At 69.4% G+C, this 26,747-nt stretch carries 22 protein-coding genes; 8 read left to right on the top strand and 14 right to left on the bottom strand.

Going from position 1 to position 26,747, the window contains the following annotated elements; all coding sequences use genetic code 11:
- Positions 1-73: 73 nt before the first annotated feature.
- Positions 74-649: an NADPH-dependent FMN reductase gene (locus AC5RW2_RS02190; RefSeq protein ID WP_494001421.1), complete on the bottom strand. Its 576-nt coding sequence runs from the start codon at positions 647-649 to the stop codon at positions 74-76.
- A gap of 115 nt (positions 650-764) precedes the next feature.
- Between AC5RW2_RS02190 and AC5RW2_RS02185 the strand changes: the two genes are divergently transcribed.
- The gene (locus AC5RW2_RS02185; RefSeq protein ID WP_494001422.1) at positions 765-1,265 is read left to right on the top strand and encodes a MarR family winged helix-turn-helix transcriptional regulator; all 501 of its coding nucleotides are present in this window, start codon (positions 765-767) and stop codon (positions 1,263-1,265) included.
- Positions 1,266-1,274: 9 nt separating this feature from the next.
- Here the strand turns inward: AC5RW2_RS02185 and AC5RW2_RS02180 are convergent, their stop codons facing one another.
- The 5 genes from AC5RW2_RS02180 to AC5RW2_RS02160 all read right to left on the bottom strand — a co-directional run bounded on the left by AC5RW2_RS02180 (position 1,275) and on the right by AC5RW2_RS02160 (position 7,559).
- Complete coding sequence (locus AC5RW2_RS02180) at positions 1,275-3,110, bottom strand: ABC-F family ATP-binding cassette domain-containing protein (protein WP_494073601.1); 1,836 nt, start codon at positions 3,108-3,110, stop codon at positions 1,275-1,277.
- Positions 3,111-3,178: 68 nt separating this feature from the next.
- Positions 3,179-4,114, bottom strand: coding sequence for a 4-(cytidine 5'-diphospho)-2-C-methyl-D-erythritol kinase (locus AC5RW2_RS02175; RefSeq protein WP_494073600.1), 936 nt, complete (start codon positions 4,112-4,114; stop codon positions 3,179-3,181).
- Between the two features lie 18 nt (positions 4,115-4,132).
- Positions 4,133-5,053: a 16S rRNA (adenine(1518)-N(6)/adenine(1519)-N(6))-dimethyltransferase RsmA gene (rsmA, locus tag AC5RW2_RS02170; RefSeq protein ID WP_494073599.1), complete on the bottom strand. Its 921-nt coding sequence runs from the start codon at positions 5,051-5,053 to the stop codon at positions 4,133-4,135.
- A gap of 107 nt (positions 5,054-5,160) precedes the next feature.
- On the bottom strand, positions 5,161-6,276 hold the full coding sequence (locus AC5RW2_RS02165) for a resuscitation-promoting factor (RefSeq protein WP_494073598.1): 1,116 nt from the start codon (positions 6,274-6,276) through the stop codon (positions 5,161-5,163).
- Positions 6,277-6,605: 329 nt separating this feature from the next.
- On the bottom strand, positions 6,606-7,559 hold the full coding sequence (locus tag AC5RW2_RS02160) for a TatD family hydrolase (protein ID WP_494073597.1): 954 nt from the start codon (positions 7,557-7,559) through the stop codon (positions 6,606-6,608).
- Positions 7,560-7,707: 148 nt separating this feature from the next.
- On the opposite strand from AC5RW2_RS02160, the gene AC5RW2_RS02155 reads away from it, so the two are divergent.
- Genes AC5RW2_RS02155 through AC5RW2_RS02145 form a run of 3 tightly spaced genes read left to right on the top strand, consistent with a single transcriptional unit; the run spans position 7,708 to position 12,517 of the window.
- Positions 7,708-8,763, top strand: a complete 1,056-nt coding sequence (locus AC5RW2_RS02155; protein WP_494073596.1) for an AAA family ATPase — start codon at positions 7,708-7,710, stop codon at positions 8,761-8,763.
- Positions 8,764-8,768: 5 nt separating this feature from the next.
- Entirely contained in the window at positions 8,769-10,142 is a 1,374-nt protein-coding gene (locus AC5RW2_RS02150) for a DUF58 domain-containing protein (protein WP_494073595.1), read from the top strand.
- Positions 10,139-12,517 carry a transglutaminase TgpA family protein gene (locus tag AC5RW2_RS02145; protein WP_494073594.1) on the top strand — a complete coding sequence of 793 codons (2,379 nt, stop codon included), beginning with the start codon at positions 10,139-10,141 and terminating at the stop codon, positions 12,515-12,517. Before AC5RW2_RS02150 ends, AC5RW2_RS02145 begins: the two co-directional genes overlap by 4 nt.
- On the opposite strand, the gene AC5RW2_RS02140 is transcribed toward AC5RW2_RS02145, so the two are convergent.
- Together AC5RW2_RS02140 and rsmI are read right to left on the bottom strand one after the other, a co-directional pair.
- Complete coding sequence (locus tag AC5RW2_RS02140) at positions 12,505-13,986, bottom strand: NAD-dependent succinate-semialdehyde dehydrogenase (RefSeq protein WP_494023665.1); 1,482 nt, start codon at positions 13,984-13,986, stop codon at positions 12,505-12,507. The genes AC5RW2_RS02145 and AC5RW2_RS02140 overlap by 13 nt on opposite strands.
- Before the next feature lie 219 nt (positions 13,987-14,205).
- Complete coding sequence (gene rsmI / locus AC5RW2_RS02135) at positions 14,206-15,090, bottom strand: 16S rRNA (cytidine(1402)-2'-O)-methyltransferase (RefSeq protein WP_494014349.1); 885 nt, start codon at positions 15,088-15,090, stop codon at positions 14,206-14,208.
- 149 nt (positions 15,091-15,239) lie between these two features.
- Between rsmI and AC5RW2_RS02130 the strand changes: the two genes are divergently transcribed.
- Together AC5RW2_RS02130 and AC5RW2_RS02125 are read left to right on the top strand one after the other, a co-directional pair.
- The gene (locus AC5RW2_RS02130) at positions 15,240-16,880 is read left to right on the top strand and encodes a dolichyl-phosphate-mannose--protein mannosyltransferase (RefSeq protein ID WP_494014392.1); all 1,641 of its coding nucleotides are present in this window, start codon (positions 15,240-15,242) and stop codon (positions 16,878-16,880) included.
- A gap of 49 nt (positions 16,881-16,929) precedes the next feature.
- On the top strand, positions 16,930-18,741 hold the full coding sequence (locus AC5RW2_RS02125) for an AMP-dependent synthetase/ligase (protein WP_494073593.1): 1,812 nt from the start codon (positions 16,930-16,932) through the stop codon (positions 18,739-18,741).
- A gap of 21 nt (positions 18,742-18,762) precedes the next feature.
- Here the strand turns inward: AC5RW2_RS02125 and AC5RW2_RS02120 are convergent, their stop codons facing one another.
- The gene (locus AC5RW2_RS02120) at positions 18,763-20,124 is read right to left on the bottom strand and encodes a TIGR01906 family membrane protein (RefSeq protein ID WP_494014351.1); all 1,362 of its coding nucleotides are present in this window, start codon (positions 20,122-20,124) and stop codon (positions 18,763-18,765) included.
- A 202-nt stretch (positions 20,125-20,326) separates the two neighbouring features.
- Complete coding sequence (locus AC5RW2_RS02115; RefSeq protein ID WP_494073592.1) at positions 20,327-21,319, bottom strand: stage II sporulation protein M; 993 nt, start codon at positions 21,317-21,319, stop codon at positions 20,327-20,329.
- Between the two features lie 111 nt (positions 21,320-21,430).
- On the opposite strand from AC5RW2_RS02115, the gene AC5RW2_RS02110 reads away from it, so the two are divergent.
- On the top strand, positions 21,431-22,234 hold the full coding sequence (locus tag AC5RW2_RS02110; protein ID WP_494073591.1) for an RDD family protein: 804 nt from the start codon (positions 21,431-21,433) through the stop codon (positions 22,232-22,234).
- Between the two features lie 48 nt (positions 22,235-22,282).
- Here AC5RW2_RS02110 and AC5RW2_RS02105 read toward each other — a convergent pair whose 3' ends face one another.
- The 4 genes from AC5RW2_RS02105 to AC5RW2_RS02090 all read right to left on the bottom strand — a co-directional run bounded on the left by AC5RW2_RS02105 (position 22,283) and on the right by AC5RW2_RS02090 (position 25,987).
- Positions 22,283-23,527, bottom strand: coding sequence for a L,D-transpeptidase (locus AC5RW2_RS02105; RefSeq protein ID WP_494073590.1), 1,245 nt, complete (start codon positions 23,525-23,527; stop codon positions 22,283-22,285).
- A gap of 195 nt (positions 23,528-23,722) precedes the next feature.
- A complete protein-coding gene (gene ahcY / locus AC5RW2_RS02100; protein WP_494073589.1) occupies positions 23,723-25,216 on the bottom strand; it encodes an adenosylhomocysteinase in 1,494 nt (497 codons plus the stop codon).
- Between the two features lie 10 nt (positions 25,217-25,226).
- Positions 25,227-25,472, bottom strand: coding sequence for a Trm112 family protein (locus AC5RW2_RS02095; protein ID WP_494001440.1), 246 nt, complete (start codon positions 25,470-25,472; stop codon positions 25,227-25,229).
- A gap of 125 nt (positions 25,473-25,597) precedes the next feature.
- Positions 25,598-25,987: a DUF3499 domain-containing protein gene (locus tag AC5RW2_RS02090; protein WP_494073588.1), complete on the bottom strand. Its 390-nt coding sequence runs from the start codon at positions 25,985-25,987 to the stop codon at positions 25,598-25,600.
- Between the two features lie 246 nt (positions 25,988-26,233).
- Between AC5RW2_RS02090 and AC5RW2_RS02085 the strand changes: the two genes are divergently transcribed.
- Positions 26,234-26,719 (top strand): metallopeptidase family protein, encoded by a 486-nt coding sequence (locus tag AC5RW2_RS02085; RefSeq protein WP_494014355.1) that lies wholly within the window; start codon positions 26,234-26,236, stop codon positions 26,717-26,719.
- The last annotated feature ends 28 nt before the right edge of the window (positions 26,720-26,747 follow it).

Here is a 26,747-nt window from a genome sequence, read left to right as displayed (position 1 = left end):
TTCCCTGACGGGAGGTACGGAGCGCCCTGCGATGCGGAGCGTTAAGCGGCGCGAAGCCGCCGGGGGCCGCAGGTTAGTTGGCGGCGACAGCTGCGGCGCGGACGGACTCCATGGCCTTGGTCCACGGGATGAGCTGGTCGATCATCGGAGCCAGGGTGCCGGCGTTCTGCTCGGTCGGCTTGAAGTCGGCGAAGTTCTCGAAATCGGTGAACAGCGAGAACATGACCTGGTTGCGCACGTGGGCGATCTGCAGTTCGGACAGGATGTTGCGCAGGTGCTCAGCGGCACGGGCGCCACCCATGGAACCGTAGGAAACGATGCCGGCGGCCTTGTTGTTGAACTCGACGTTCAGGTAGGACAGGGCGTTGGTCAGGGCCGGCGTGACGGTGTGGTTGTACTCGCCGGTGACGAAGATGAAGCCGTCGAACTCGCTGATCTTGGCCGAGAACGCCTTGGTGTGGTCGTTCTGGTAGTTCTGGTACATGGCCGGGTAAGCTTCGTCCAGCAGGGGCAGGTTGAAGTCGGCGATGTCGACGACCTCGAACTCGGCGTCGGTGCGGCCGGCGGCCTGGGCGAGAACCCAATCGGCAACCTGCTTGTTGACACGACCCGGACGGGTGCTGCCGGTAACGATAGCGATCTTGGTCATAAATAACCCCTTCGAGGTCTGGTCCCGACGTGCCAACATTGTCGACGCGTCATGGTTTTGTTGACACGTCAATTATGCAGGGCGGAAACTTGAATTGTCAACCAAAGGCGAGGAAGTGACAGTCGTGAACTCCGACACCCGCTGGCTGGACGATCACGAGCAAGAGATCTGGCGCGCCTTCCGGGAATTGCTGTGGGGCTTCGAGTCCGCCATGGACCGCCAGCTGCTGCGCGACTCCGACCTGTCCGGCGTGGAGTATTCGGTCCTGGCGTCCCTGTCGGAGGCGGACGAGGGCGTCATGCGGGCCCGGGACATCGCGCAGCAGCTGGACTGGGAGCGCAGCCGGCTGTCCCACCTGCTCAAGCGGATGGAAGCCCGCGGGCTGGTGGAGCGGGTGGCGTGTGCCACGGATGCGCGGGGTTTCAACATCTCGATGACCGACGCCGGCTGGGATGCCATCCGGCAGGCCGCCCCCGGCCACGTCAGCTTCGTTCGCGAGAACGTCTTCGATCCGCTCTCGGCCGCGGAGCGCGAGGCGCTGCTCTCGGCAACCGCCAAGATCCAGCGGTCCATCCGCGACGCGGGCCTCTGGGGGAACAGCGGCAGGTCGTCCTGAGCCGAGGGATCACTCCAGGATTTCGGAGACCTCCAGCCACTCCATCTCCAGGCCTTCCTTCTCCTCGGCGATTTCCTGCAGCTTGCGGTTCATCTCCGCCAGCCCGGCGAAGTCGACGTCGGACTTGGCACCTGCCGCGTGCATCTGCTCCTTGAGCTTGTCCTCCTGCTGGCCCAGTTTGCCCAGTTGGCGCTCGATCCGGTTGAGGTCCTTCTTGGCCTGGCGCTTGTCCGCTTCGCTGTGCACGGCGCCGGAGGATGGTGCGGCGGTGGCGCTTGCGCCGGCCGGGGACGGCGCGGGCCGGCCGGCGAGCGCCGCTTCGCGGAGCTCAAGGTACTGGTCCACTCCCCCGGGCAGCCCGCGGAGCTTGCCGTCGCCCAGCAGCGCCACCTGATGGTCGGTCACCCGTTCCAGTAGGTAGCGGTCGTGCGAGACGACCACGAGCGTGCCCGGCCAGCCGTCGAGCACATCCTCCACGGCCGCCAGCGTGTCCGTATCCAGGTCGTTGGTGGGCTCGTCCAGCATCAGCACGTTCGGTTCCCCGACCAGCAGCCGCAGCAGCTGCAGCCGCCGCCGCTCCCCGCCGGACAGGTCGCGCACCGGCGTCCACTGCTTCTCCTTGGAAAAGCCGAGCTGTTCCACCAGCTGGCTGGCAGAAACCTCGCGTCCGCCGATGTTGAAGACCTGGCGTTCGCGCTGGATCACCTCCACCACTCGGAGGTCCATGACATCGTCGAGTTCGCGGACTTCCTGCGTGAGCATGGCCGTCTGCACCGTCTTGCCGCGCTTGACCTTGCCGGCCGTGGGCTGGATCTCGCCGTTCAGCAACCGCAGCAGGGTGGTCTTGCCCGCCCCGTTGACGCCGACCAAGCCGAGCCGTTCCCCCGGTGCCAGCCGCAGCGTGATGTTGTCGAACAGCGCGGCGGGCCCGCCGTCGCCGTCCGTGGGCCGGGCCGGCGGGGTGTAGGAAACCTGCTCCAGGTCCAGCACGTCCTTGCCGAGCCGGGCGGTGGCCATCTTGTTCAGGGCCACCGCGTCCCGGGGCTCGGGCACGTCGGCGATCAGCTCGTTGGCCGCTTCAATCCGGAACTTCGGCTTCGCGGTCCTGGCGGGAGCACCGCGGCGCAGCCAGGCGAGCTCCTTTTTCACCAGCTGCTGCCGCTTGCCTTCGACGACGGCCGCCGTCCGGTCGCGTTCCGCACGGGCCAGCACGTAGGCGGCGTACCCGCCGTCGAACGGGTCGACGGTGCCGTCGTGGACCTCCCAGGTCCGGGTACACACTTCGTCCAGGAACCACCGGTCGTGGGTGACCACCAGGAAGGCCCCCTCGGTGGGGCGCCACCGCGTCTGCAAGTGCCGGGCCAGCCAGGCGACCCCCTCGACGTCGAGGTGGTTGGTCGGCTCGTCGAGCATGATCACGTCATGGGGCTCGATCAGCAGCTTGGCGAGGGCGACCCGGCGGCGCTGCCCGCCAGACAAGGACGACACCGTCGCGTGCCAGTCGACGTCGCCGACGAGGCCGTTCATAATTTCGCGGATCTGCGGGTTGGAGGCCCACTCGTGCTCGGCCGCTTCGCCGACGATCGCCACGCCGACCGGCAGGTCTCCGTCCAGCACGTCCTGCTGGTCCAGGTAGCCCACGTTGACGTCGCCGCGCTTGGTGACCCGGCCGTCGTCGGGCGTGGCGCGGTGCGCCAGCAGCCGCATCAGGGTGGACTTGCCGTCGCCATTGCGCCCCACCATGCCGATCCGGTCCCCTTCGTTCAGGCCGAGGGACACCGAGTCCAGGATGGTGCGGGTGGCAAAGGAGACGCTGACGTTTTCTGCGCCGAGCAGGTGGACCAAGGATGCTGCTTTCTGTTGCGTTGGTGGAGGCGGACGCGCCGCTGCGTTCCAGGGGCGGGGCCCGGCGGTCAGGCCATGATGCGGGCGCCGTGCACCGGTCCGCGGACCGGCAGGGCAACCACGCCGGCGACATCCGCGAGCCGCTGCCCCAGCTCGGCCGCCTCGCGCCGTCCGGCGGTCAGGAAGGCTACCGTCGGCCCGGACCCGGATACCAAGCCCGCCAGCGCGCCTTCGGCCTCGCCCAGTTCAAGGATATCGGCCAGTTCGGGGGCCAGCTCGATGGCGGCCTCCTGCAGGTCGTTATGCAGGCAGCCGGCCAGCTGGTGGACGTCGCCGGACTGCATTGCCTGCAGGATCGCCGGGTCCACCTGCTCGGGTTCGACCGGGACGTGGCCGCGGCGGGCGCGCAGGTCGTCGGCCACCGCGTAGACCTTGGGCGTGGACAAACCGAACGAGGCGGGCACCAGGACCCAGTGCATTTCGCTGCGCGCCAGCGCCGGCGTCAGCCGGTCGCCGACGCCCAGGCCGACGGCCACTCCGCCGTGCAGCGCAAACGGCACGTCTGCGCCGAGCCCGGCGGCCAGGCCGATCAGCTCGTCGCGGGAGTAGCCGGTGTTCCAAAGCGCACTGCAGGCAACCAGGGCGGCGGCCGCGTCGGCGGAGCCGCCGCCCATGCCGCCGGCAATCGGCACCCGCTTGGTGATGTCCAGGTGCACGCCCTGCGCGTGTCCGGAGGTTTCGCGGATCAGGTCGGCGGCCTGCACCGCCAGGTTGGAAGCATCCAGCGGGATGCCGTCCAGATCGAAGTCCAGCCCGGGCCCATTGCGCACGCTGACTGTGATGGCATCGTCCTCACGCGCGGTGGCGGTGACCTCCTCATACAACGAGAGCGCCAGATAGACGCTGGCCACCGAGTGGTAGCCATCCGGTCGCGGGCCGCCGACGCGGAAGGAGACGTTGATCTTTCCGGGCGCCATGACGCGGACGGGACGTGTTCTGGTCATATCGATGCCGCCACCTTCCTAGCCGACAAGCGGATGGTTGAACTCGGCGATGCGGGCAAAGGCGGCAATGTCCAGCACCTCTCCGCGGGCGCCGGGGTCCACGTTTGCCAGCCGCAGCGCTTCCTCGGCCCGGGCGGCGCTGCCGGCCCAGCCGGCCAGCGCGGCGCGCAGCGTCTTGCGGCGTTGCGCGAACGCCGCGTCGATGACGGCAAACACTTCATGGCGCGGGGCCCGGGTCACGGGCGGCTGCCCGCGGGTGAACTCCACCAGCCCGGAAGCGATCTTGGGTGCGGGCCAGAACACGTTCATGCCGATCACCCCTGCCTTGCGCATGGTGCCGTACCACGCGGCCTTGACGCTGGGCACACCGTAGATCTTGGAGCCGGGCTTGGCCGCGAGCCGGTCGGCCACCTCGTCCTGCACCATGACGAGTCCGTGCCGCAGCGACGGGAAGTGCTCCAGCAGGTGCAGCACCACCGGCACCGCCACGTTATAGGGCAGGTTGGCGACCAGCGCATCCGGGGCCTTGGGCAGTTCCCTGACCCGCAGCGCGTCCGCCAGCACCACGTCCAGGTGCCCGGCGGCATCGGGACGCCATTCGGCCGCTGTGCGTTCCAAGCGGGCGGCGAGTTTGGGATCGATTTCGACGGCGACCACGTGCCCGGCCACGTCCAGCAGCCCGAGCGTGAGCGACCCCAGGCCGGGCCCGACCTCCAAGACTGTCTCGCCGGGGACAACATGGGCGGCAGCCACGATCCGACGGATGGTGTTGCCGTCGATCACGAAGTTTTGCCCGAGGGTCTTGGTGGGACGCACGTCCAGTTCGGCTGCGAGCCGGCGGACGTCGGCCGCTCCGAGCAGGGGCCGGGTGGGGGCGGGCGCGGCTCCCCCGGCGTCATGCCGTGAGTCGGTACCGGAGGCGGATTGGGGTTCTGTCACTGTGCCATCGTATCGGGCCGCCGGCGGCGGCCGTGGCGGCGCCGCCCGGTTAACGCACACCGGGCCCGGGCAGCGAAGCCCGGGCCCGGTGGCAGGAAGCGGAAGCCTTACAGCAGTCCCAGCTTGGCGGCACAGGCCGGCCAGTGGCCCCAGCCGCCGTTGCTGCGCAGCACTTCGGCGGTAGCGATCTGCTCGCTGGGCGTGGCCATGTAGGCGTAGGGCGCGTACTTGCCGCCGCCGGCGCCGAGCCAGGAGCTAGCGCTGAACTGCAGTCCGCCGGAGTAGCCGTTGCCGGTGTTGATGGACCAGTTGCCGCCGGACTCGCATTCGGCGAGCGCCTGCCAGGTCCCGCCGACGTTGGCGTTGTTGACCTTGGCCGGACGCTTCTTGGTGCCCACCGTGATCTTCTGGCTGACCGGTTCGCGGGTGACCTTATCGCTGACGAGTTTCCGGTCGGATTCCTTGCCGTCGGTGAGGACGACCTCGTAGACCTTGACGCGTTCGCCGGGCTCCCCGGCCCGGGTGACCTTCTCTTCGTCCTCGTACATGGCGGAGTTGGTCGTGGTGGCCGTCTCGAACGGGACGGACTCGGCCTCCTCCACGCGTTCGCGGTCGATCCGGGTCACTTTGACCTTGGTGCCTTCGGTCACCGGCTCGGCCTCGGCAACGGAGAGCTTGTCTTCCTTGCCCAGCTTGATCTTCTGTTCCTGGAGCAGGTCGCCGATGGTGGTCGCGGTGGTGACTTCCTTGCGGGTCTTGCCGTCGACAGCGATGGTGACGTTCTTCGGCGTCGAGATCGTCACCGCGCCGCCCACCGAGGCCAGCTCGGCAGTCAACGGGGCGGACAGGGCCGACTTTTCGTTGACTTCCAGTTCGTCCAGCAGTTCCTCGACGGTGGCGGCGGTGGTGTGCACGGTGGAGGCCTTGCCGTCCACGTTCACGTCTACGGGTTTGGCGGTGACCACTTCGATGCTGGCACCGTCGGCGATCTCTTCGCCCACCGCAGGAGTGACGTCGTCGAGCTCGCCGACCTGCACCTCGGATTCGGCCAGAACGTCTGCAACGGTGGAACCGAACGTGGTGACGGTGCTGGCCTGCCCGTCCACGGTCAGCGTGACCGACTTGTTGTTGCCCACAAAAGCCACCAGCCCGAGGACCAAGGCGGTCATGACGACGACCTGGCCGGCGATCTTCACCCAGCGGTTCTTCAGTGCGTTTGTCACGGTTCCCGAATCTGTTGCAGTTTCCGGGCACGGGGACATTAAGACACGCGCGTGGGACGTGCCGGTTTTCACGGCACGGTGCGAGTGCAGGCTGCACCCGCGGCGGCTGTTTGGGCGTACGAACGGAACGTCCAACGGCTACCGCCACAGGTGTCACAATGTCCGGTTGCCTTCCCCGACCCCGGCCATTAGCTACCTACCGTAATCGAAACGTGACATGCCGACAAGCGGCGCCTGCTGCGGGCGGCACCGGGCACTGCGCGTCGCTTCCCCGTTCGGGCAGCCCTGCATGCTCGTTTTCGGTCCGGCCGGGGGAAGTTACGCGCGTGTTATTCCTGCTGCCAGGAGCCGTAAACGCGCTCCGTGTTTTCCGCCACCTCCGTGCATAACTCCGACAGGTCCTTCCCGAGGACCTCGGCCATCGCGCGCATGGTGTAGGGCACCAGGTAGCTGGCGTTCGGCCGGCCCCGGTAGGGATGCGGGGTCAGGAAGGGCGCGTCGGTCTCGGCCAGCACCAGGGCCGGTTCCGCAACCGCCAGGGCCTCACGCAGGCCGTCGGCGTTCCTGAAGGTGACGGTTCCGGCGAAGGACATGTGCCAGCCGTTGTCGTTGCAGGTCCCGGCCAGCGCCGCGTCCCCGGAAAAGCAGTGGAAGACAACTTTTTCGGGGGCTCCCTCCTCGAGCAGGACGCGGACCACGTCGTCGTGCGCGTCCCGGTCATGGATCTGCAGGGCGAGGCCCAACCGCTTGGCGATGTCGATGTGGCGGCGGAACGATTCCTGCTGGGCGCCCCGGCCTCCGCCGCCGGTCCGGTAGTAGTCCAGTCCGGTCTCCCCGATCGCCCGGATCCTCGGGTGCGCGGCTATCGCCTCGATCTCCGCCAGGGCCTCCTCCAGCGTCCCCGCGTCCGCCAGCGGGGGTGCGTCGTTGGGGTGGATGGCCACCGCTCCCAGCAGCCTCGGCTCGGCCTCGACGGCCTGCAGCGTGAAGCGGGCGGATTCCAGGTCGCAGCCCACCTGGACGGCACCGGCAACGCCGACCGCCTCGGCGGCGTCCATCGCCTGCCGGACCGTGACCGCCACCGGTCCGTCGCGGAAGTCCAGGTGCGTGTGGTTGTCCATCACCGGCACGGGCAGCGGCTCGGGTGCCGGCGGATAGCTGAGATTACGACGCCGGCCGTCCCCCTCGGTGGGGCTCCGCACCGCCGTCGTCCGGGCTGCGGTGCTGTCAGCGGTGTAGGCGGGAGGAGTTTCGCCGGCAACGGCGGCTACAGGATGGGACATGTTTCCAGCCTACTGAAGCGCCGGGTCCGGTTCCGCCGTGAAGGGAGGCGGGCCCGCCAGGCGGGGTCCGCGTGTCTACCGCATCACACAGCCAGCAAGTAGGGTTGGATCAACCGGCCCTCGGGGAAGGCACACCGGAAGGTACTTCATGGACACGCAGCAGCACATGGCAGAGGCCGGGACCGTCCACTCCGATCCAGCGGGTTCGGGGCCGGGTGAGGGCCTCAAGGCCGGTGAGGGCCTCGCGCTGACCGAGTTCCACGACGCCTGCGGCCGGATCAGGGCCGCGATCGAGACCGTCATCGACGGCAAGTCGGAGGCGGCACGGCTGGCGCTGACGGTGCTGTTGGCCCAGGGGCACCTGCTGCTGGAGGATGTGCCCGGCGTCGGCAAGACCATGCTGGCGAAGACGCTGGCCAAGACCATCGACTGCAGCGTGCACCGGATCCAATTCACGCCGGACCTGCTGCCCTCCGACGTCACCGGCGTCTCGATCTACAACCAGGACATGCACCGGTTCGAATTCCGCCCCGGACCGGTGTTCGCGAACATCGTCATCGGCGACGAGATCAACCGTGCCTCGGCCAAGACCCAGTCGGCGTTGCTCGAGTGCATGGAGGAACACCAGGTCACGGTGGACGGGAACACCTATCCGCTGGATACGCCTTTCATGGTGATCGCCACCCAGAATCCGATCGAGATGGAGGGCACCTACCCGCTGCCGGAGGCCCAGCGCGACCGTTTCATGGCCCGGATCTCGATGGGCTACCCGGATCCCCGCGCCGAGATGGAAATGCTGGAGACCCACCAGTCCGTCTCGCCGCTGGAGGGCGTCCGCCCGGTCGTCACGGTGGGCGAGGTACGCAGCATGATGGCCATGGTCCGTGATGTCTACGTTTCGCCCGCGGTGAAGGAATACACGGTCAACATCGGGCGGGGCACCCGCGAACACCCGCACCTGCGGCTGGGAGCCAGCCCGCGGGCCATGCTCCAGCTGCTGCGCGCGGCGAAGGCGACGGCGGCCCTGGACGGCCGCGACTTCGTCCTGCCCGACGATGTGGCCTCCGTTGCCGAGGCCGTGCTGGCGCATCGTTTGATCCTTGACCGCAAGGCGATGACGGCCGGCGAAGACGCCTCCAGCGTGGTGGCGTCCGTGCTGGCCAAGGTTCCCGTGGGCGGCGAATCCCGCCGCGCCTCTTCCTGACGGCCATGGACGCGTTCGGCTGGCTCCCCACCAGGTATGTCACCCTGCGCGGGTGGGGCGTGCTGGCGGCCGGCGTGCTGGCGCTGCTGCTGGCGCAGATCCTGGGCCGCCGGGACCTGCTGACCCTGGCGGTGTTCCTGATTGGCCTGCCGCTGCTGGCCGCGGCGGCGATGGTGCTCCTCAAGCCGCAATTCACGGTGGAGCGGAAGTTCCGGCCCGCGGCCGTCGAAACCGGCCTCGTGGTCCAGGTCCGGTTGTCGGTGCGCCGCAACGGGGGCCTGACGGGGCTGGTGTACATGGAAGAGCAGCTGCCGCTGCGCTTCGGCAAGGCCCCGTCCTTCCGGTTCCCGGCGCGGCACCCGTCCCGCTCCGGGGCGAGCGTGTATGAGTACAAGCTCCGATCCAGCAAGCGCGGGATGTTCGCCATCGGGCCGGTGACCGCGGATTTTTCCGACCCGTTCGGGCTGGCCAACCACCGGCACCAGTTGGGCGAAACCAGCGCGTTGGTGGTGACCCCGTCCCCCGTGGAACTGCCGGCCACCTCGCTAACCGGCGCCCGGGGTTCGGACGGCACGGCGAGCACCCGGCGGCAGGCCAATCCCAGCGACGACGACGTGATGACCCGCGAATACCGCTACGGCGATCCGATGCGCCGGGTCCACTGGGCGGCGACGGCCCGTCACGGCGAGCTCATGGTCCGCCAGGAGGAATCGGTGACCACGCCGCAGGCGACCATCGTGCTGGACCGCCGGGCCGCGGCCTACGGCACGGGACTGCTGCCGTCCTTCGGCGATGGCACCGACCCGCACGGGGACCTGCTGCACACCTCGCCCTCCTTCGAGTGGGCCGTGACTGCTGTGGCCTCGGCCGCCAACGACTTCCTGCAGCGCAACTACACCGTCCGGTTCCTGGACGTCCATGCCCGGGCGGCAGTCCTGGAGTCCCCCTCGGCCCCGTCGCCCGGCCAAGAGCAATTCGACGGGCCGGCGGGCTACCAGGACCTCGCCGAGGGGCTGGCCGCGCTGGGGCTGGCCGAAGACCACCGGAAGTCCGACCGGCATCCGGGAGAACCGGCGTTCGGGGACCGGCTGATGGACAAACTTGCGGCACATAAGTACAAGGGGCCGTTGGTCGCGGTCCTGGGCCAGATCAGCGCCGGCGAAGCGCGCCTGCTGGCCCCGGCCGCCGAATTCGGCTCCCACGCCTTCGCCCTGATCGTCACCGACCGGCCGCAACAGGCCCGGGCGACGATGGACGTGTTGCGTGCGGGCGGTTGGCGGACCGTGGCGGTCAGCCCCAAGGCCTCGCTGCCGGCGGCCTGGGCGCACTTCGACCTGGTCGGCCGGATCGATCCGGTGGGAACAGGAGCGGTCACGTGACCCTCACGGTCGACAAGCAGGCGGAACTCCGCGGCCCGGACGCACCCGGCCGGAGCGGCGGGCGGCCGCCCTCCCCCGGCGTCGCGCCACGGTTGATGAGCGCCGCCGTCGCACTCGCCGTCCTGCTCACGGCCGCCAGCCTGCACGGGGTCCTGGAGGGCTGGAGTTGGCTGTTCCAAGCCGCCGTGACTGTCTGTTGCACCGAGGCGGGCACGGGGCTGGCCCGCCGGCTGGACTGGTCGCCGCTGGCCGGGGCTCTGCTGGGACTGGCAGGCCTGGTCATGTCGGTCACGGCGATGTTCCTGGCGCCGACCGGTCTCCTGGGCGTGATCCCCGGGCCCGGCACGTTCGCTGCCCTTGATCCCATGTTGGAGGAAGCCCGGGACACCGTTGTGTCGCAGGTCGCTCCGGTGCTGGTCAACGACGGCATCGCGCTGGCGGCCTGCGTTGGTGTGGGGATGATCGCCCTGCTCGTGGATACGCTGGCCGTTCCGCTGCAGATGCCGGCCATCAGCGGCCTGGGCCTGCTGGGCCTGGCCATCGTTCCAGCCATCATCAAGCCGAACAGTATAGGACCGGCGGGTTTCCTGGCCGCCGCGGCGGGTTACCTGCTGGTGCTGGGCTGCGCGCAGTGGCTTGCCGCCGGCGGCAGCGGCAGGGGTCGACTGGCCTCCGTTGAGCAGATCCGCCGCGCCGTGAGCATAGCGGCGGCCGGTCTCGCGGTTTCGCTGGTGCTCCCGCTGGCCATCCCGGGCTTCACGTCCGGATTGTTCCCGGAGGGCTCGAGGCTCAATTGGGGCGCGCCGACGGGCCTCAACCCGGTGGTGAGCCTGGGCGACAACCTCCGGCGGCCCGGGGCCTTCGGGAGGATGACCTACGCCACGGATGCCGGGGAACCGCTTTATCTGCGCTCGGTCACGCTGGAAAACCTGACCGGCGCGCGCTGGAGCCCGAGCGACTTCGACGGCCACCGCCGCACCGGCATCGATGAACTCGAGGTGCCCAGCGTGCGGAACCTGCTGGCAGACGGCGAGGTGACCACCACGAGGATCAGTACGGCATCCTTCACCAGCCCCTGGCTGCTGGCCCCCTACGCTCCGGCGCGGGTCACGGGCGTCCGCGGCACGTGGAGCTGGGATCCCCGCACCCTCAACATCCGCGGCGAGTCCGGCACCACCACCGCCAACCAGGAGTACGAGGTGCGCAGCGTCAGGCCGGCGCTGACCAGGGAAGCGCTGCGGGCATCGGAACCGTCGAACAACCCCGTCGTCGATCCTGTCTTCTCCGAGCTACCGGAGGACATGCCGGACATCATTGCAGACACCACGGCGACCGTGCTGGCGGGTTTGGAGAATCCGTACGAACAGGCCATGGCCATCCAGACGTATCTGCGGACGTCCGGATTCGTGTACTCGGAACAGGCTCCGGTCGACGGCGGCTACGACCAGAGCGGTTTCGAGGTCGTGGCCTCATTCCTGCAGGAAAAGTCCGGCTACTGCATCCACTACGCCGCCACGATGGCGATCATGGCCCGGATCGCGGGCATTCCCAGCCGGATGGCGGTCGGCTATGCGCCCGGGCGTCCCACCGGTGCGGTCCTTGAAGACGATACCGGCAGGGAGCTGGAGGAGTTCGAGATCGATTCCCGGGACGCGCATTCCTGGCCAGAACTCTTTTTCAATGGAATCGGCTGGGTCGCCTTCGAGCCCACGCCGTCGCGGGGAGTGTTGCCGGCCTACGCCCAGACCGGACCCGCCGGCGGCCCGGTGCTTCCCAACGACGACCCGCTCAGGCCCGCGGGGCCGCCGCCGGCCGCCACCGACACTCCCCGGGATTCCACTGCCTCCGGCTCCTCCGGCCTGGCGGAGGAAGACATGCTCTCGCAACGGCTGTGGTCGGCGGCGGCCGCGGCCCTGGTGCTGGCCGTCCTCCTGTTGCCGCTGGTGCTGCGCCGGCGCCGGACCGGCTGGCGCCGGGCAGCGATGGCCGGGGGCGGCGGGGGTGCCGCCCTGGTCACCTGGGCGGAAGCCGTGGATACCGCGGAAGACCTCGGCTGGCCGGCCGCGGCAACGGAAACACCGCGGGCCTTCCAGCAACGCCTCGACGACGCCGGCGTGGTCACCGGGAAGTCTTCCGTTGCCCTGGCGCGGCTGCGGGCTGGCTATGAGCGGGCCGCGTATGCGGCTCCGGAGGCGCCGCCACCGGGCGGCGCCGGCGCCGCACGGTGGTCCGATGTGGAAACCGTCAGGGACAGGCTCCTGGAGCGGGCCGGATGGCGGCGCCGCCTGACCGGGTTGTTGTGGCCGGCGTCGCTGTTCCGCCGCCGGCCGCCCCTGGGGGACGGCCGGCCGACGGATCGGAACTACCGGGCGTAGGGATCCGCGATGCCGATGTACTGGACCGTGGTGTACTCGTCCAGGCCCTCCGCGCCGCCTTCGCGGCCCATGCCGGACTGCTTCACTCCGCCGAACGGGGCGGCGGCGTTGGAGATCACGCCGGCGTTGTAGCCGACCAGGCCGAACTCGATCTGCTCGGAGACGCGGAACATGCGGTTCACATCGCGCGAGTAGATGTAGGAGGCAAGGCCGTACTCGGTGGCATTGGCCAGGGCGATGGCCTGCTCTTCGGTTTCGAACGTGGTCACCGGGGCAACCGGGCCGAAGATCTCGCTCTGCAGGATATCGGCGTCGTTCGGAACGTTGGACAGCACGGTCGGCTGGTAGAAGTAGCCGTCGCCTTCCACCGGCCCGCCGCCGGTGCTGACGGACGCTCCGGCTTCCACCGCCGCGGTCACCAGGGCATGCACGTCGTCGCGGGCGCCGCCGTCGATCAGCGGGCCCACCGTGGTGTCCGCTTCGGTGCCGCGGCCCGGCTTGAGGGCCTTCATGGCGTTCGCAAACTTGGTGGTGAATTCCTCGGCCACGGAGGCCTGGACCAGGAAGCGGTTGGCGGCCGTGCAGGCCTCGCCCATGTTGCGCATCTTGGCCGCCATGGCGCCTTCGACGGCTTTATCCAGGTCGGCGTCTTCGAAGACGATGAACGGGGCGTTCCCGCCGAGCTCCATCGAGGTCCGCAGGACGTTGTCCGCCGCGTCCTTGAGCAGCTGCTTGCCCACCGGCGTGGAGCCGGTGAAGGAAACCTTGCGCAGGCGGGAGTCCTGCATCAGCGGCCCGGAGATGCCGGAAGCGCTCTTGGAGGAGACCACGTTCAGCACGCCTGCCGGGAGGCCGGCCTCGATCATGGTCTGGGCGAAGAGCTGGCTGGTCAGCGGGGTGAGCTTGGCAGGCTTGAGCACCATGGTGCAGCCGGCGGCTACCGCGGGACCGACCTTGCGGGTGGCCATGGCGAGCGGGAAGTTCCACGGGGTGATCAACAGGCAGGGGCCGACCGGCTTGCGCTGGACCAGGATCTTGTTCTTGCCCTCCGGCGTGGTCAGGTAGCGGCCGTAGTCGCGGACGGCCTCCTCCGAGAACCAGCGCAGGAATTCGGCACCGTAGGCCACTTCGCCGCGGGATTCGGCCAGCGGCTTGCCCATCTCCATGGTCATCAGGAGGGCGAAATCCTCCGAGCGCTCGGTCACCAGCTCGAAGGCGCGGCGCAGGATCTCGGCGCGCTGGCGCGGAGCCGTGCGGGCCCAGGCGGCCTGCGCGCTGTCGGCGGCGTCGAGGGCGGCGAGCGCGTCCTCGCTGGTGGCCGAGGCCAGGGTGGCCAGCACCTTGCCGGTGGCGGGGTCGTGGACGTCGAAGGTCCCGCCGTCGGATGCGTCGCGCCATTCGCCGTTGATCAGCAGGCCGGTGGGTACTTTGGCGAGCAGTTCTGCTTCGCGGGCTGCGGTTTCAGCCATGGCGGTGCCTCCAAGTGTTCGGGATTGTGTCCGTGGGCGCAGTTGCCCGTTTTCCTTCACGGTAGGTGCTCCGCTTCACGGGTGTAAATGCGAGGGTGCACTACGTTCCACGGAACCTACTGTGCAGATCGACAATACCAATCCGGCGGCCGGGTGAGGGTCACAGAGCGTGCAGATGACGACATCCAGGACATCCGGCGGCACCCGCTTCGCTGAGAGTCAGCGCCCGCCGGGAGCACGGGCGGCCAGGACCGCGGCGTAGAGCTCGCGTTTGCTCACCCGGGCATCGGCCGCGACGGCGGCGACGGCGTCCTTGAGCCGGGCACCCTGCGTCACCAGCGCGTTGACGCCGTCCACGTGGTCTTCGGGCTGTTCGGGCGCTGTTTCCGTCGCGCCGGCAACCACCACGGCGATTTCGCCCCGGACCTCATGGCTTTCGGCCCACTCCAGCAGTTCCCGGACCGTACCGCGCAGCACTTCTTCATGCAGCTTGGTCAGCTCCCGGCAGACCGACGCCCGCCGGCCCGGGCCGAATCCGGCGTCGAGGGCCCGCAGCATGGCCGCCAGCCGGTGCGGCGCCTCGAAGAAGACCATGGTCCGGCGCTCGGCGGCGAGCTCCGCCAGCCGCCCGGCGCGCTCCCCCTGCTTGCGGGGCAGGAAGCCCTCGAAGGTGAAGCGGTCGGTGGGCAAGCCGGACAGCGCCAGCGCCGTGAGCACGGCCGACGGCCCGGGCACGGCAGTGACCAGCAGGCCCTCCGCCACGGCCGCCTCCACCAGCCGGAAACCGGGATCCGAGACGGCCGGCATGCCGGCGTCGGTCACCATCACCAGGGTGCTGCCGGCACGGACCAGCTCCAGCAGGTCTGCGGTACGGGTCGCCTCGTTGTGTTCGTGGTAGCTGATGATCCGGCCGGCGGCCGTGATACCCAGCCGCTGCAGGAGTTTGTGCAGGCGGCGGGTGTCTTCGGCAGCGACTACATCGGCCGTTTGGAGCAGCTCGACCAGCCGCGGGGAGGCGTCCCCGACGTTGCCGATCGGCGTTCCGGCCAACACGATCTGTCCTGGCTGCCCCCCTGCCGGGACGCCCCGTTCCTGCTCATTCACATGGACAACCCTACCTGCGGCGTTGCCCTCTTTCACCGGCGCCTTATATAGAGTCGGTATGTGCCCCACTGCAGCGAGGACCGCCGTCCGGCAGCCGACGTCCCGGCCTGTGGCGCCGCACACCCCTGCACCTACCGGCCGGTAACATGATGGCCGTGACCCGAACCACGCCTCCGCCGGCGGCGGTTGTCCCCCGCCACGGCTGGCTGGAATCGCCGGGACGGGCCTTCAGCGAGGCAGTGCTGCGCCGCCGACTGCTCGGTCTTCCGGCCCGGTTCGGGCCCTGGGCGTGGCTGCTCCCCGTGCTCACGGCCGTCCTCGGCGGGGTTTTGCGTTTCTACCGCCTGGGTGAACCGGGTTCGCTGGTGTTCGACGAAACCTACTACGTCAAGGACGCCTACTCCTACCTGCAATCCGGCTACGAACGCGAATGGCCCAAGGACGCCAACGACTCCTTCAACGCGGGCAATCCGGACGTCCTCCTCGATACCCCCGAATATGTGGTGCACCCGCCGGTGGGCAAGTGGATGATCGCCGCAGGCATGTGGCTTTTTGGTTCCGACAACGGTTTCGGCTGGCGTTTCGGCGCCGCACTCACCGGCACGCTGTCCATCCTGATGATCGCCCTGGTCGCACAGGCGTTGTTCAAGTCGCCGGCGCTGGGCGGGGTCGCCGGTTTGCTGACGGCCATCGACGGGCACCATCTGGTCCACTCCCGGACGGCTTTGCTGGACGTCTTCCTCATGTTCTGGGTGGTCGCCGCCTTCGGCGCGCTGCTGCTGGACCGCTTCGACGGGCGACGGCGGCTGGCCGCGAAAATCGCCCGGCAGGCTGGTCCCTCCGGGGTGCCGCCCCCTTCGCGGCTGCTGTACGGTCCCTGGGTGCTCTGGCGGCCGTGGCGGCTGGCTGCGGGGGTCTGCCTCGGGCTGGCCGTGGGCACCAAGTGGTCGGCGCTGGCGTTCGTCGCGGTGTTTGGCCTGATGTGCGTGTTTTGGGACCTTGGCGCCCGGCGTGCCGCGGGGATCAGGGAGTGGTTTTCCGCCGGCGTGATCAGGGACGGGGTGCCGGCGTTCTTCACCATGATTCCGGCCGCGGCGGTGACCTATCTGGCGGCCTGGACCGGCTGGCTGCGCTCCGACGATGCCTACGACCGCAACTGGGCGGCGTCGAACCCGTCCGCGGCCTGGGGGTGGCTGCCGGACTGGCTGCGCTCGCTGGCCGAGTATCACCGCAGCGCCTACACCTTCCACAACGGCCTGGATTCCGAGCACCCGTACGAATCCAATGCCTGGACCTGGTTGTTCATGGGCCGCCCGACGTCGTTCTACTACCATGCCGAAGAAGCCGGCCAGGGCGGGTGCGAGGCGGCCACCCGCTGTTCCGAGGCGGTCACGGTGGTCGGCAACCCGCTCATCTGGTGGGCCGCGGCCGCCTCGCTGCTGGTGCTGCTCTTCTATTGGGCCGGGCGGCGGGACTGGCGGGCAGGGGCGATTCTGGCGGGAGTCGCGGCCGGTTACCTGCCCTGGTTCCTCTACCCCGACCGGACCACGTTCTTCTTCTACGCGATCGCCTTCCAGCCGTTCCTGGTCCTGGCCCTGACCTACGTGCTCGGGCTGGCGCTGGGCCGGGCGACGGATCCGCCGTGGCGCCGGCGCCAAGGCGTGCTGGTGGTCGGGCTCTTCGTGGCGGCCGCACTCGCGGTGTCGGCATTCTTCCTGCCGGTGTGGACCGCAGAGATGATCGGCTACGACCAGTGGCGCTGGCGGATGTGGATGCCAAGTTGGATTTGATGCAGGCCGGACAACACGACTTTTACCGGATTCAGAAAGTGGGCACGACGTGCGCGAAGCAGTAACCGAAGTGCTGGCAGCGATGCCGGCCGGCTCCAACCTGACGGACATCCTGGTGGCCCAGCATCAGCGCGACCCGCAGCAGGCGCTCTATGCGGTCAAGCGCAACGGCGCCTGGTCCGATGTTCCGGCCGCCGAACTCCTGGCCCAGGTCAGCGCCGTGGCGAAGGGCCTGATGGCCTCCGGCATCGAAACCGGAGACACCATTGCCGTGATGTCCAAGACCCGGTTCGAGTGGACGGTGGTGGACCTGGCCGGCTGGTTCGCCGGCGCGGTGGTGGTTCCTATCTACGAAACCTCGTCCCCGCACCAGGTGCAGTGGATCCTGCAGGACTCGGCGGCGAAGCTGGTGTTCGCCGAGGACGCCGCCAAGGCCGCCGTGGTGCGCCAGGCCATGTCCGGGCTGCCGGCCGCGCTTCCGGTCTGGCAGCTGGACGGGGAGGCCGAGGGGCTGGCCGAGCTGGAGGCCCGCGGAACCGCGGTCACCGACGAGGAACTTGAACTGCGCCGGACCTCCCGGGGCATGCAGGACGCGGCCTCGCTGGTCTACACCTCGGGCACCACCGGCCGGCCGCGCGGCTGCATCATCACGCATGGCAACTTCGCGGAACTGGCGGTCAACACCGTGGAGTTCCTGGCGGACATCCTCAAGCGCCCGGACGCGAAGTCGCTGATGTTCCTGCCGCTGGCCCACGTGCTGGCCCGGGCCGTGCAGGTGATCTGCCTGACCGCCGGAGTGAAGATGGGCCACACGTCCAGCATGGCGGAGTTGATTGAGGACCTGCGCACCTACCAGCCCACCTTCCTGCTGGTGGTTCCGCGCGTGTTCGAAAAGGTCTACGCCTCCGCCCGGCAGAAAGCGCACGACGGCGGCAAGGGCAGGATCTTCGACGCCGCGGCGCAGACAGCGGTCGCCTACTCCCGGGCACGGGATGCGCAGGCACGCGGCACCGGCGCCGGGCCCGGGCTGGCCCTCAAGGCCCGGCATGCCGTGTTCGACAGGCTCGTCTACGGAAAGCTGCGCGCGGCGTTCGGCGGGCACGTGGAGTACACCGTCTCCGGCGCTTCCGCATTGAATCCAAAGCTCGCGCACTTCTTCACCGGCATCGGCGTGCCGGTCCTGGAAGGCTACGGGCTCACCGAATCCACTGCCCCTGCGGCGGTAAACCTGCCCGGCGCCAACCGGATCGGCACCGTGGGACTGCCGTTGCCCGGCACCACCATCAGAATCGCCGACGACGGCGAGGTCCTGATCAAGGGCATCGGCATCACCCGCGGCTACCACAATAACGACGACGCCAATGCCGAGTACTTTCGGGACGGCTTCTTGTGCACGGGGGACGTCGGGACGTTGGACGACGACGGCTACCTGACCATCACCGGCAGGAAAAAGGAGCTGCTGGTAACGGCGGGCGGCAAGAATGTCGCTCCGGGTCCGCTGGAGGACGCGCTGCGCGAACACCGGCTGGTGTCCCAGGCGGTGGTGGTCGGCGAGGGACGCCCGTTCGTCGGGGCGTTGGTGTCCCTGGACGAAGAGGGCCTGGCCGGCTGGCTTTCGTCGGCCGGCCGCCGGCCGGTCGGCCTGGCCGAGGCCGCCGAAGACCCGGCGGTCCTGGCCGAGCTGCAGCAGGCCGTGGACCAGGCCAACCAGCTGGTTTCGCGGGCGGAGCAGATCCGGAAGTTCGCGGTCCTGGGGCAGGACCTCACCGAGGCCTCCGGGCACCTGACGCCGTCACTGAAGCTCAAGCGCGTCACCGTGCTGGAAGACTTCGCCGGCGAGATCGATTCCCTGTACCGCTAGGCCCTGGCCGGCAGCCGCCGCCTAGTCCTGCTCGCGGGCGAGCAGCAGTTCGTGCCGGCGGCGCTGTTCTTCGGCGGCGGCGGCGCTCCGGTTCCGCCGGGCGCGGGTCGGCCAGGTCAGCGCCAGCACCAGCGAGGAGACCATCAGCACCAGCAGGGCAATGACGATTCCGGCGTCCATCCAGAACTGGGCCGGGAACAGGCGGATCAGGGTGTCGTCCACGAAGAAGGTCCAGGTGCCGTCGGCGAAGAAGATCCGGTGGAACTCGGTGAAGAACTGCTGCCAGTTGAGCGCCCCCAGGACGCCCAGCAGCAGGACCAGGATCAGTGTCGCGGCGGAACCGGCGAACAGGCCGCGCCGGATCCCCCCGTGGTAGCGGCGGGCCAGGTAGACCACTGCGACGACGGCCAGCAGCAGCATGACCGCCCCGGCCAGCATGGTCGCGAGGAACACGCCCTTCACGTCGGCCATGTGGCTGACCTCGGAGTCCAAAAACAGGCTGCCGCCGTGGGGGCCGGAGAGGTCTCCCAGGTATCGCGGGCCGGCGAAATTCAGCAGGTAGTCCACCGCATAGGAGCCGTAGGTCATCCGTTCCTCCGTGCTGAAGCCGAAGCTGTCGGCCGGGAACCCGGGGCGGTGGTATTCCGCCCAGAGGAACAACGGCGTGGCCACCAGCCGGATGGCACCGATGATCAGCAGCGGCGGGAACAGCACCGCCAGGACAACCTGCAGGATCCGTCCGGCCAGCGGCTTGGCGTTCATTGCCTCGTCGCGCTCGGTCGTGCGCCGGACAACCTCGGAGCGCGGCGGGCGTACCGAGAGCGCACCGGTCGCCGGGTTGGCGTCGCTGCCGGCCGCGGCTGCGGTCGTCCCACCGGGCGGCATGGGCGGGCGCGCCGGCAGCGGCTTCGGGGCAGCCGGGCCCTGGTCGGCAGCGGCGGCCGTGCCGGTCCCCCGGCGGCCGTCGCCCGGTGCGGCGTCTGCTGCTCCGGCCGGATCCGGCCGTCCGGCCGCGGGGGCACCGGCGGCTCGGCCGGCAGGCACGGGGGCTCCGACCCGGGCGGCTTCGGCGGCGGCGCCCGCTCCTCCGGCGGCCCGCGCCCCGGCGTCGGGCTGCGTGGACCCGTCGCTCCGGGGCCGCGTTCCGGCGCTGTCCGGGGCACCGCCGTCGCGCTCGGTGCCGAGGCCGGTCGCCACGGCGCTCAAATCCGGCAGCCGGCTGGGCCGGCGCATGGGCAGCGGGTTGGCGCCGTCCCGGAACCGGCCGTTGACGGCAGGGACCGGAGGCGCGGGGGCGCGCTCCGGTTCAGCGCCAGGGGCTTCTCCCGGCGCTGTCCGTGCCCTGCGTTCGTCTCCGCCGGATTTCACGTCTTCGACTGCCACGTCCGTCGCCTCTTTCTGTGCCGCTGGCCTCTCTGCCTATGAGACTACCGCCGGCCGGCGGCGCTTCACGGTTGCCACCCCGGGGGCGGCCCGCCCGGCCGTCGCCTGCCTGCCCCGTCGCCTGCCTGCCCCATCGCCGGCCCGCCCGGCCGTCGCCTGCCTGCCCCGTCCCCGCATGCCCCGTCGCCTGCCCGGACGGCAGCTACCCGGTGGCGGCGGCCTCGCCGGCATCGAACCGGCCCAGGTCGCCCCGCTCCCCCGCCAGGTAGGCTCGCCGGCCCACGACGAGGGTGTACATCCAGTAGGCGGCCAGCACCAGCACACCGATGCCCAGGCGCAGCCAGTCCGGCAACTGGCTGGGGGTCACGAAGCCCTCGACCAGGCCGGAGATCAGGAGGACGAGGACCAGCCCCAGGGCGACGGTAATCAGCGACCTGCCTTCCCGGGCCAGCGAGGCGGTGCGGGTGAGCCGGCCGGGCGAGACCCAGGACCAGAAGATCCGCAGTCCGGCCGACCCGGCGATGAAGATGGCGGTCATCTCCATCAACCCGTGCGGCAGGATGTAGAGGAAGAAGACGTCCAGCCGGTCGTAGGCGGTCATCATCCCGCCGGCCATGCCCACCCCCTGGGCGTTCATGAACAGTATGTACGGCACCCACAGTCCGGTCACTCCGAAGGCCACCGCCTGCGCCGCAATCCAGGCGTTGTTGGTCCACACCATGCCGGCGAAGGAGGCGTTGGGATTCTCCGAGTAGTAATTGACGAAGTCCTCTTCCACGTACTGCCGGATGTCCTCGTCGGAGCCCATCGCTTTGATGACCTCGGGGGTTCCCGCCACCCAGGCGGCGAACAGCCAGGCGACCAGGACGAAGAGGGCACCGATGGCCACGGTCAGCCAGCGCAGGCGGTAGAACGCGGCCGGCAGCGACAACACGAAGAACTCCGCCACGTCCCGGGCGAAGTTGGAGCGGGCCCCCGTGAACCGCGTCCGGGCGCGCGACAGGCGGGTGGAGAGGGCCGCCGACAGTTGGCCCTCGGCGGCCACCGACCGGATCATCGACAGGTGGGTTGAGGTGCGCCGGTAGAGCACGAGCAGTTCATCCGCCTCGGCGCCGGTGAGTTTGCGTTTGGCGCTCAGTTCGTCCAGCCGCTGCCAATCGTGCTCATGCACCGCGGCGAAGGCGTCGATATCCACGCTCCTAGCCTAGCCGCCGCGCGCGGAAGATCCGGGGCGCCGCCCGGGCCGCCGCCCCGGATCGATAGAGTGGAACCGGGCGCGGCACAGACCGCCCGGGAAAGGGATCCGATGAGCAACGTCATCACCGGCGAGGCGGTAGTGCTGGAACTGCGGCCGGCGTCGTTCGGCGTCCGGGCGCTGAGCTCGATCATCGATGTGGTGGCCAACGTGATCCTGCTGATCGCCGCCTTCGTGCTGCTGGCGGAGACCCTCGAGGTCGGGTTCGACGCCGCGGCCGCCCGGGCGCTGGTCATCGCCGTGGTGCTGTTCTTCCTGGTCGGGGTGCCCATCGCCGTCGAGACCCTTACCCGCGGCAAGTCGCTGGGCCGCTGGGTCATGGGCCTGCGGATCGTGCGCGACGACGGCGGTGCCATCCGGTTCCGGCATGCGCTCATCCGCGGCCTCGTGGCGGTCTTCGAACTGTACATCCTGCTCGGTTCGGTGGCCTTCATGGTGGCCCTGTTCAATGACAGGTCCAAGCGGCTCGGCGACCTGCTGGCGGGCACCTACAGCATGCGGGAACGCGTCGCGGTCATGCCGAAGATCCTGCCGGAAATTCCCCCGCCGCTGGCCCCCTGGGTGAAGCTCGCGGACATGGGGCGGCTGCCGGAGCCGCTGGCCCGGCGGATTATCCAGTTCCTCTCGCAGGCGCCCAAGATGATTCCGGCCTCCAGGGCCCGGTTGGCCACGGCCCTGGCCAACGAGGCGTCCGGCTATGTCTCTCCCCCGCCGCCGGCCGGGACGCCGCCGGAAATGTACCTGCTGGCTGTGATGGCCGAACGGCGCGAACGCGACTTCGTCCGGCTGTCCCGGCAGCAGGAGCGCGCGGCGCGGCGTGGCGCCCGGCTGCATTCGCTGCCCTTCCGGGACTAGGCGCGGCCGCGCGTTCCGCCCGCCCGTCACCTCGCGAGCTGCGGAGGGCTACCCCTTGTCCTGCGACGTCCAGGTCTTCCAGTCCACGTTCCAGTCCCCGAAGCCGTCCGTGGGGTCCAGGAACCCGCCGTCGGTGTTGCGGATATCCACGATGTCCCCGGTCCGCATGGTCTCGTAGAAGTACCGGGCGCCGGCTTCGGACATGCCCACGCAACCGTGGGAAATGTTGCGCACGCCCAGGGCCGAGGGGTCCAGGGTGGTGTGGACGAACTCGCCGCTGTTGCTCAACCGGCTGGCGTACTTGGCGTCGAACGGCTCGTACCAGTCCGGGTCTCCCGGTTTGAGTCCGATGCTGCGCGGGTTGAACGGCAGCGATTTATGCATGTCCATGATCGGGTGGATGCCCTTGCTGGACGGCCAGTTCGGGTCGCCCAGCGTCACCGGGAAGGTCTTGGCCAGCTCGCCGCCCACGTAAATCTTCATGGTCTTGGTCTTGTTGTCCACGATCGCCCGGCGGTCATCGAGGATGTTGACGGTGATCTTCTCGTCGTTCATGCCGATCATGTCGTTGCCGAACTCCACGCCGAACAGTTTCATGTCCACGGTCACGGTGCTGTTCGGCTCCCAGTATCTTTCCGCGCGGAAGCGGGCCTTCGTGTCCGAGTACCAGTAGAACTCGCCCTTCTGCCCGGCGGAGGTGGTGATGGCGATGGCCTCCTCCACCGCTTCCTTGTTGAGCACGGGTTCGCTGAAGTTGAACTCCAGCGGCTGGGCGATGCCCACGCTTTGCCCGTCCAGCGGGTACATCCAGCCGTCGGCCTGGTTGGGTGCGAGCACGGTGGTGAAGGTCTGCTGCTTCGCGGTCTCGGTGCCGGCGCGGTCCACCAGGGTGTAGCTGAACTCGTATTCGGTCAGGAAGTCCAGGCGTTCCGTTGCCTTCCAGACGCTGCCGTCTGCGGACAGCTCCCCGGCGATCGGTTCGCCGCCCTGTGCCGGCGCCAACGCCACATCCTTGATGGAGGCGTTCTTGGCGGTGATGGTGGCCACGGTGGCGGGATTGACCTCCACGGCTTTGTCTGCCGGGGTGACACCGACCGACATCGCCTTGACGACCGGCGCGGAGAAGCCCTGCCGCTCGGCCGGGGCGGCGGCGAACACCCGTCCCAACTGGGCAGCGAACGTGGGCGACGCCATGGTTGCTGCCGTGACGGCCGCGGCGGCAGCCACCAGCACTCCGACGATGCACAGCAGGGCGATCTTAAGGCCCTTGCGCTTCTTCTTTTCCTCAGTCATCCCAACCCAACTCACGAGACCCCGGCGGCAGGCGGTCGCCGCTGAAGGGCACAACAGCACCCTGCCTCCATCGTAGGGCGGGCGCCGCCGAAGGTACGGGTTATTGCGGGCGAGCCCGCCCAACAATCCGGTAACCATTTCACCGGACGGCTAACGGCGGGACGGTACGCCCGCCGTCGGCCCTCCCGGCCTGGATCAGTAGCGGTAGTGGTCCGGCTTGTACGGGCCGGCGGCGTCCACGCCCAGGTACTCGGCCTGTTCCTTGGTCAGTTCGGTGAGTTCGACGCCGAGCGCGTCCAAATGCAGCCGGGCGACCTTCTCGTCGAGCACCTTCGGCAGCACGTAGACCTGGTTGGCGTACTCGGGCTCGCCGGTGGCCGAACCCTCGGCCGGCTTGCCGTGCTTGGTGAACAGCTCGATCTGCGCGATGGTCTGGTTGGCGAACGAGTTGCTCATGACGAACGAAGGGTGCCCGGTGGCGTTGCCCAGGTTCAGCAGCCGTCCCTCGGAGAGCACGATGATGGAGCGCTCGGTCGCCAGCCCGGCATCGAAGACCCATTCGTGCACCTGCGGCTTGATCTCCACCTTCTGTACTCCCTCGACGCTGGCCAGGCCCGCCATGTCGATTTCGTTGTCGAAGTGGCCGATGTTGCCCACGATGGCCTTGTCGCGCATCTTCACCATGTCGGACGCCATGATGACGTCCTTGTTGCCGGTGGTGGTGATGAAGATGTGGCCCTCGCCCACTACTTTGTCCAGGGTGGTGACCTGGTAGCCGTCCATCGCGGCCTGCAGGGCGCAGATCGGGTCGATCTCGGTAACGACGACGCGCGCGCCCTGGCCGCGCAGCGCCTCGGCCGCGCCCTTGCCGACGTCGCCGTAGCCGCACACAACCGCCGTCTTGCCGCCCATCAGAACGTCGGTGGCCCGGTTGATGCCGTCGGGCAGCGAATGGCGGATGCCGTACTTGTTGTCGAACTTGGACTTGGTCACCGCGTCGTTAACGTTGATCGCCGGGAACAGCAACTGGCCCTGCTCCGCCAGCTGGTAGAGCCGGTGCACGCCGGTGGTGGTTTCCTCGGTGACGCCGCGGATGCCGGCGGCGACCCGGGTGAACTTTTGCGGGTCCTTGGCCAGCGAGGCGCGCAGCACGTCCAGGATGATCGTGTACTCGTGCGGGTCCTCCGCGGTGGCCGAGGGGACGGCGCCGGCGGCCTCGAATTCCACGCCCTTGTGCAGCAGCAGCGTGGCGTCGCCGCCGTCGTCCAGGATCATGTTCGGTCCCAGCTCGGGGTTTTCGTCGGCGCCGGGCCAGGTCAGGATCTGCTCGGCCGTCCACCAGTACTCTTCGAGCGTTTCCCCCTTCCAGGCGAAGACCGGAACGCCCTGCGGGTCCTCCGGCGTGCCGTTGCCCACCACGACGGCTGCGGCGGCCTCGTCCTGGGTGGAGAAGATGTTGCAGGAGGCCCAGCGGACCTCCGCTCCGAGCGCGGTCAGCGTTTCGATCAGGACCGCGGTCTGCACCGTCATGTGCAGGGAACCGGCAATCCTGGCGCCGGCCAGGGGCTGGGCCTCGCCGAATTCTGCGCGCAGGGCCATCAGGCCCGGCATCTCGTGCTCCGCCAGGCGGATCTGGTGGCGGCCGGCGGCTGCCAGCGAGAGGTCCTTGACCTTGTAATCGAACGTCACAGTAATGCTCCTAAGCGTGGTCAGCGGGGCCGTCGTTGGGGGAGGCAGCGGCGCCGTCGTTGGTTGAATCAAGGGCGCCCCCGGCGGGGGCGGTCTGCGGCAGCAGCACCGGGATGCCGTCTTCGATCCGGTAGTGCAGCCGGTCTCCGGCGGCGGTGCGGCCGGTCGAGAGCAGTTCGTCGCCCTCCTGGACCAGTGATGAACCGGTAGCCGGGCAGCGCAAAACCGCCAGCAGTTCGGGGGTCAGATGTGCCATGCGATGGTGTCCTTTGATCTCCAGCAGCTTCGGCTGCGTCCGCTTCCGGCGGCCGGCGGCGCGGGGCTTCGCCGCGGACGGCAGGTTGCCGGCACGGCGCGCTGCCCGTCTCCCAGCGTATCGCCCTAGGGTTGTCCGCGCAGAATGCGCAGGTGCCCGCGCCGGGTGCCCGCGGCGCCCGCGGGCGGTTCCAACGGCTCGCGCTGGCCGCGCGGCCGGGGCGCCTCGTCGGGCACCTCGGGAGTGCGGGCCGCCTCCCGCACGGCGTCGGCCAGGGCCAACAGGTCGTCGGGGTTGGGGACCGGCGCCTGCTCGGGCAGGGCCAGCCGCATGACTTCCCAGCCGCGGGGCACGGTCAGCCGTTCGGCGTGCTCGGCACACAGGTCGTAGCAGTGGGGCTCGGCATAGGTTGCCAGCGGGCCCAGCACGGCGGTGGAATCGGCATACACGTACGTCAAAGTAGCGATGGCCGACCGCTGACAGGCCGAGCGTGAACATTGACGAATGGATCCCACGAGAATGCATCCTACTCCGGGCCTCCCTCCTTCCCGACCACCGGCGCGGGCCGGTGGTCGAAGATTAGGTCACAATCGGGTCGCGCGGACGCGGCCCGCCGGACGCCGCCCGCCGGACGTCGCCCGCTGCCGGGTGCTCCGGAGCGACGCTGCCGGGGCCGGGTCGCGTTGACGCCGCGGGACGCTTCGGCGCACCGCCGCGGGGCCCGGGTGCCTTATTCCGGTCCCCGGGCTTAAAGTCGGTATATGGAAAACGGACCATCACTGACCCTCTCGCTGGACAGCGACGGCGGTGGCTGGCGCCGTCCGTTTGCCGCACGACGCCGGAACCGCCGCGGCCGCGGGCTGCGCGGCGACCTGCTGCCCGCCAACCTGCCCGGGCATCTGACCAGGTCCGAACAGTTCGAGGCGTGGGTCGCGGAGTCCGCCGAGCGGCTGGCGTACTTCTGGGGGGAGCGGGTCGAAGCAGCCCAATTCGTGGTCGAGGACATTCCGCCCCGACTCGAAGAGTTGCTTGCCCGCGGTCAGGCCGCGCCCCTGGGCAGCTTCACGCCGGCCGCGCCGGGCCGCCCGGCCGTGGTGACCGTCTTCCGGCAGCCGGTCCAGGCGGCCGCCCGGCTGCGGGCCGAACTGCCGGAGCTCATCCACGATGTGGTAGTGGAGCAGACCGCGCAGCTGCTGAACATGGCCCCGGAAGCGGTTGACCCCGGCTACGGCCGGACCCGCCCCTGACCGGCGTTCCGGTCCCGGCGCCGCTTCT

Source organism: Arthrobacter sp. B0316-1-20 (assembly GCF_059091865.1).
This window is presented reverse-complemented; position numbering and strand designations above follow the sequence as displayed.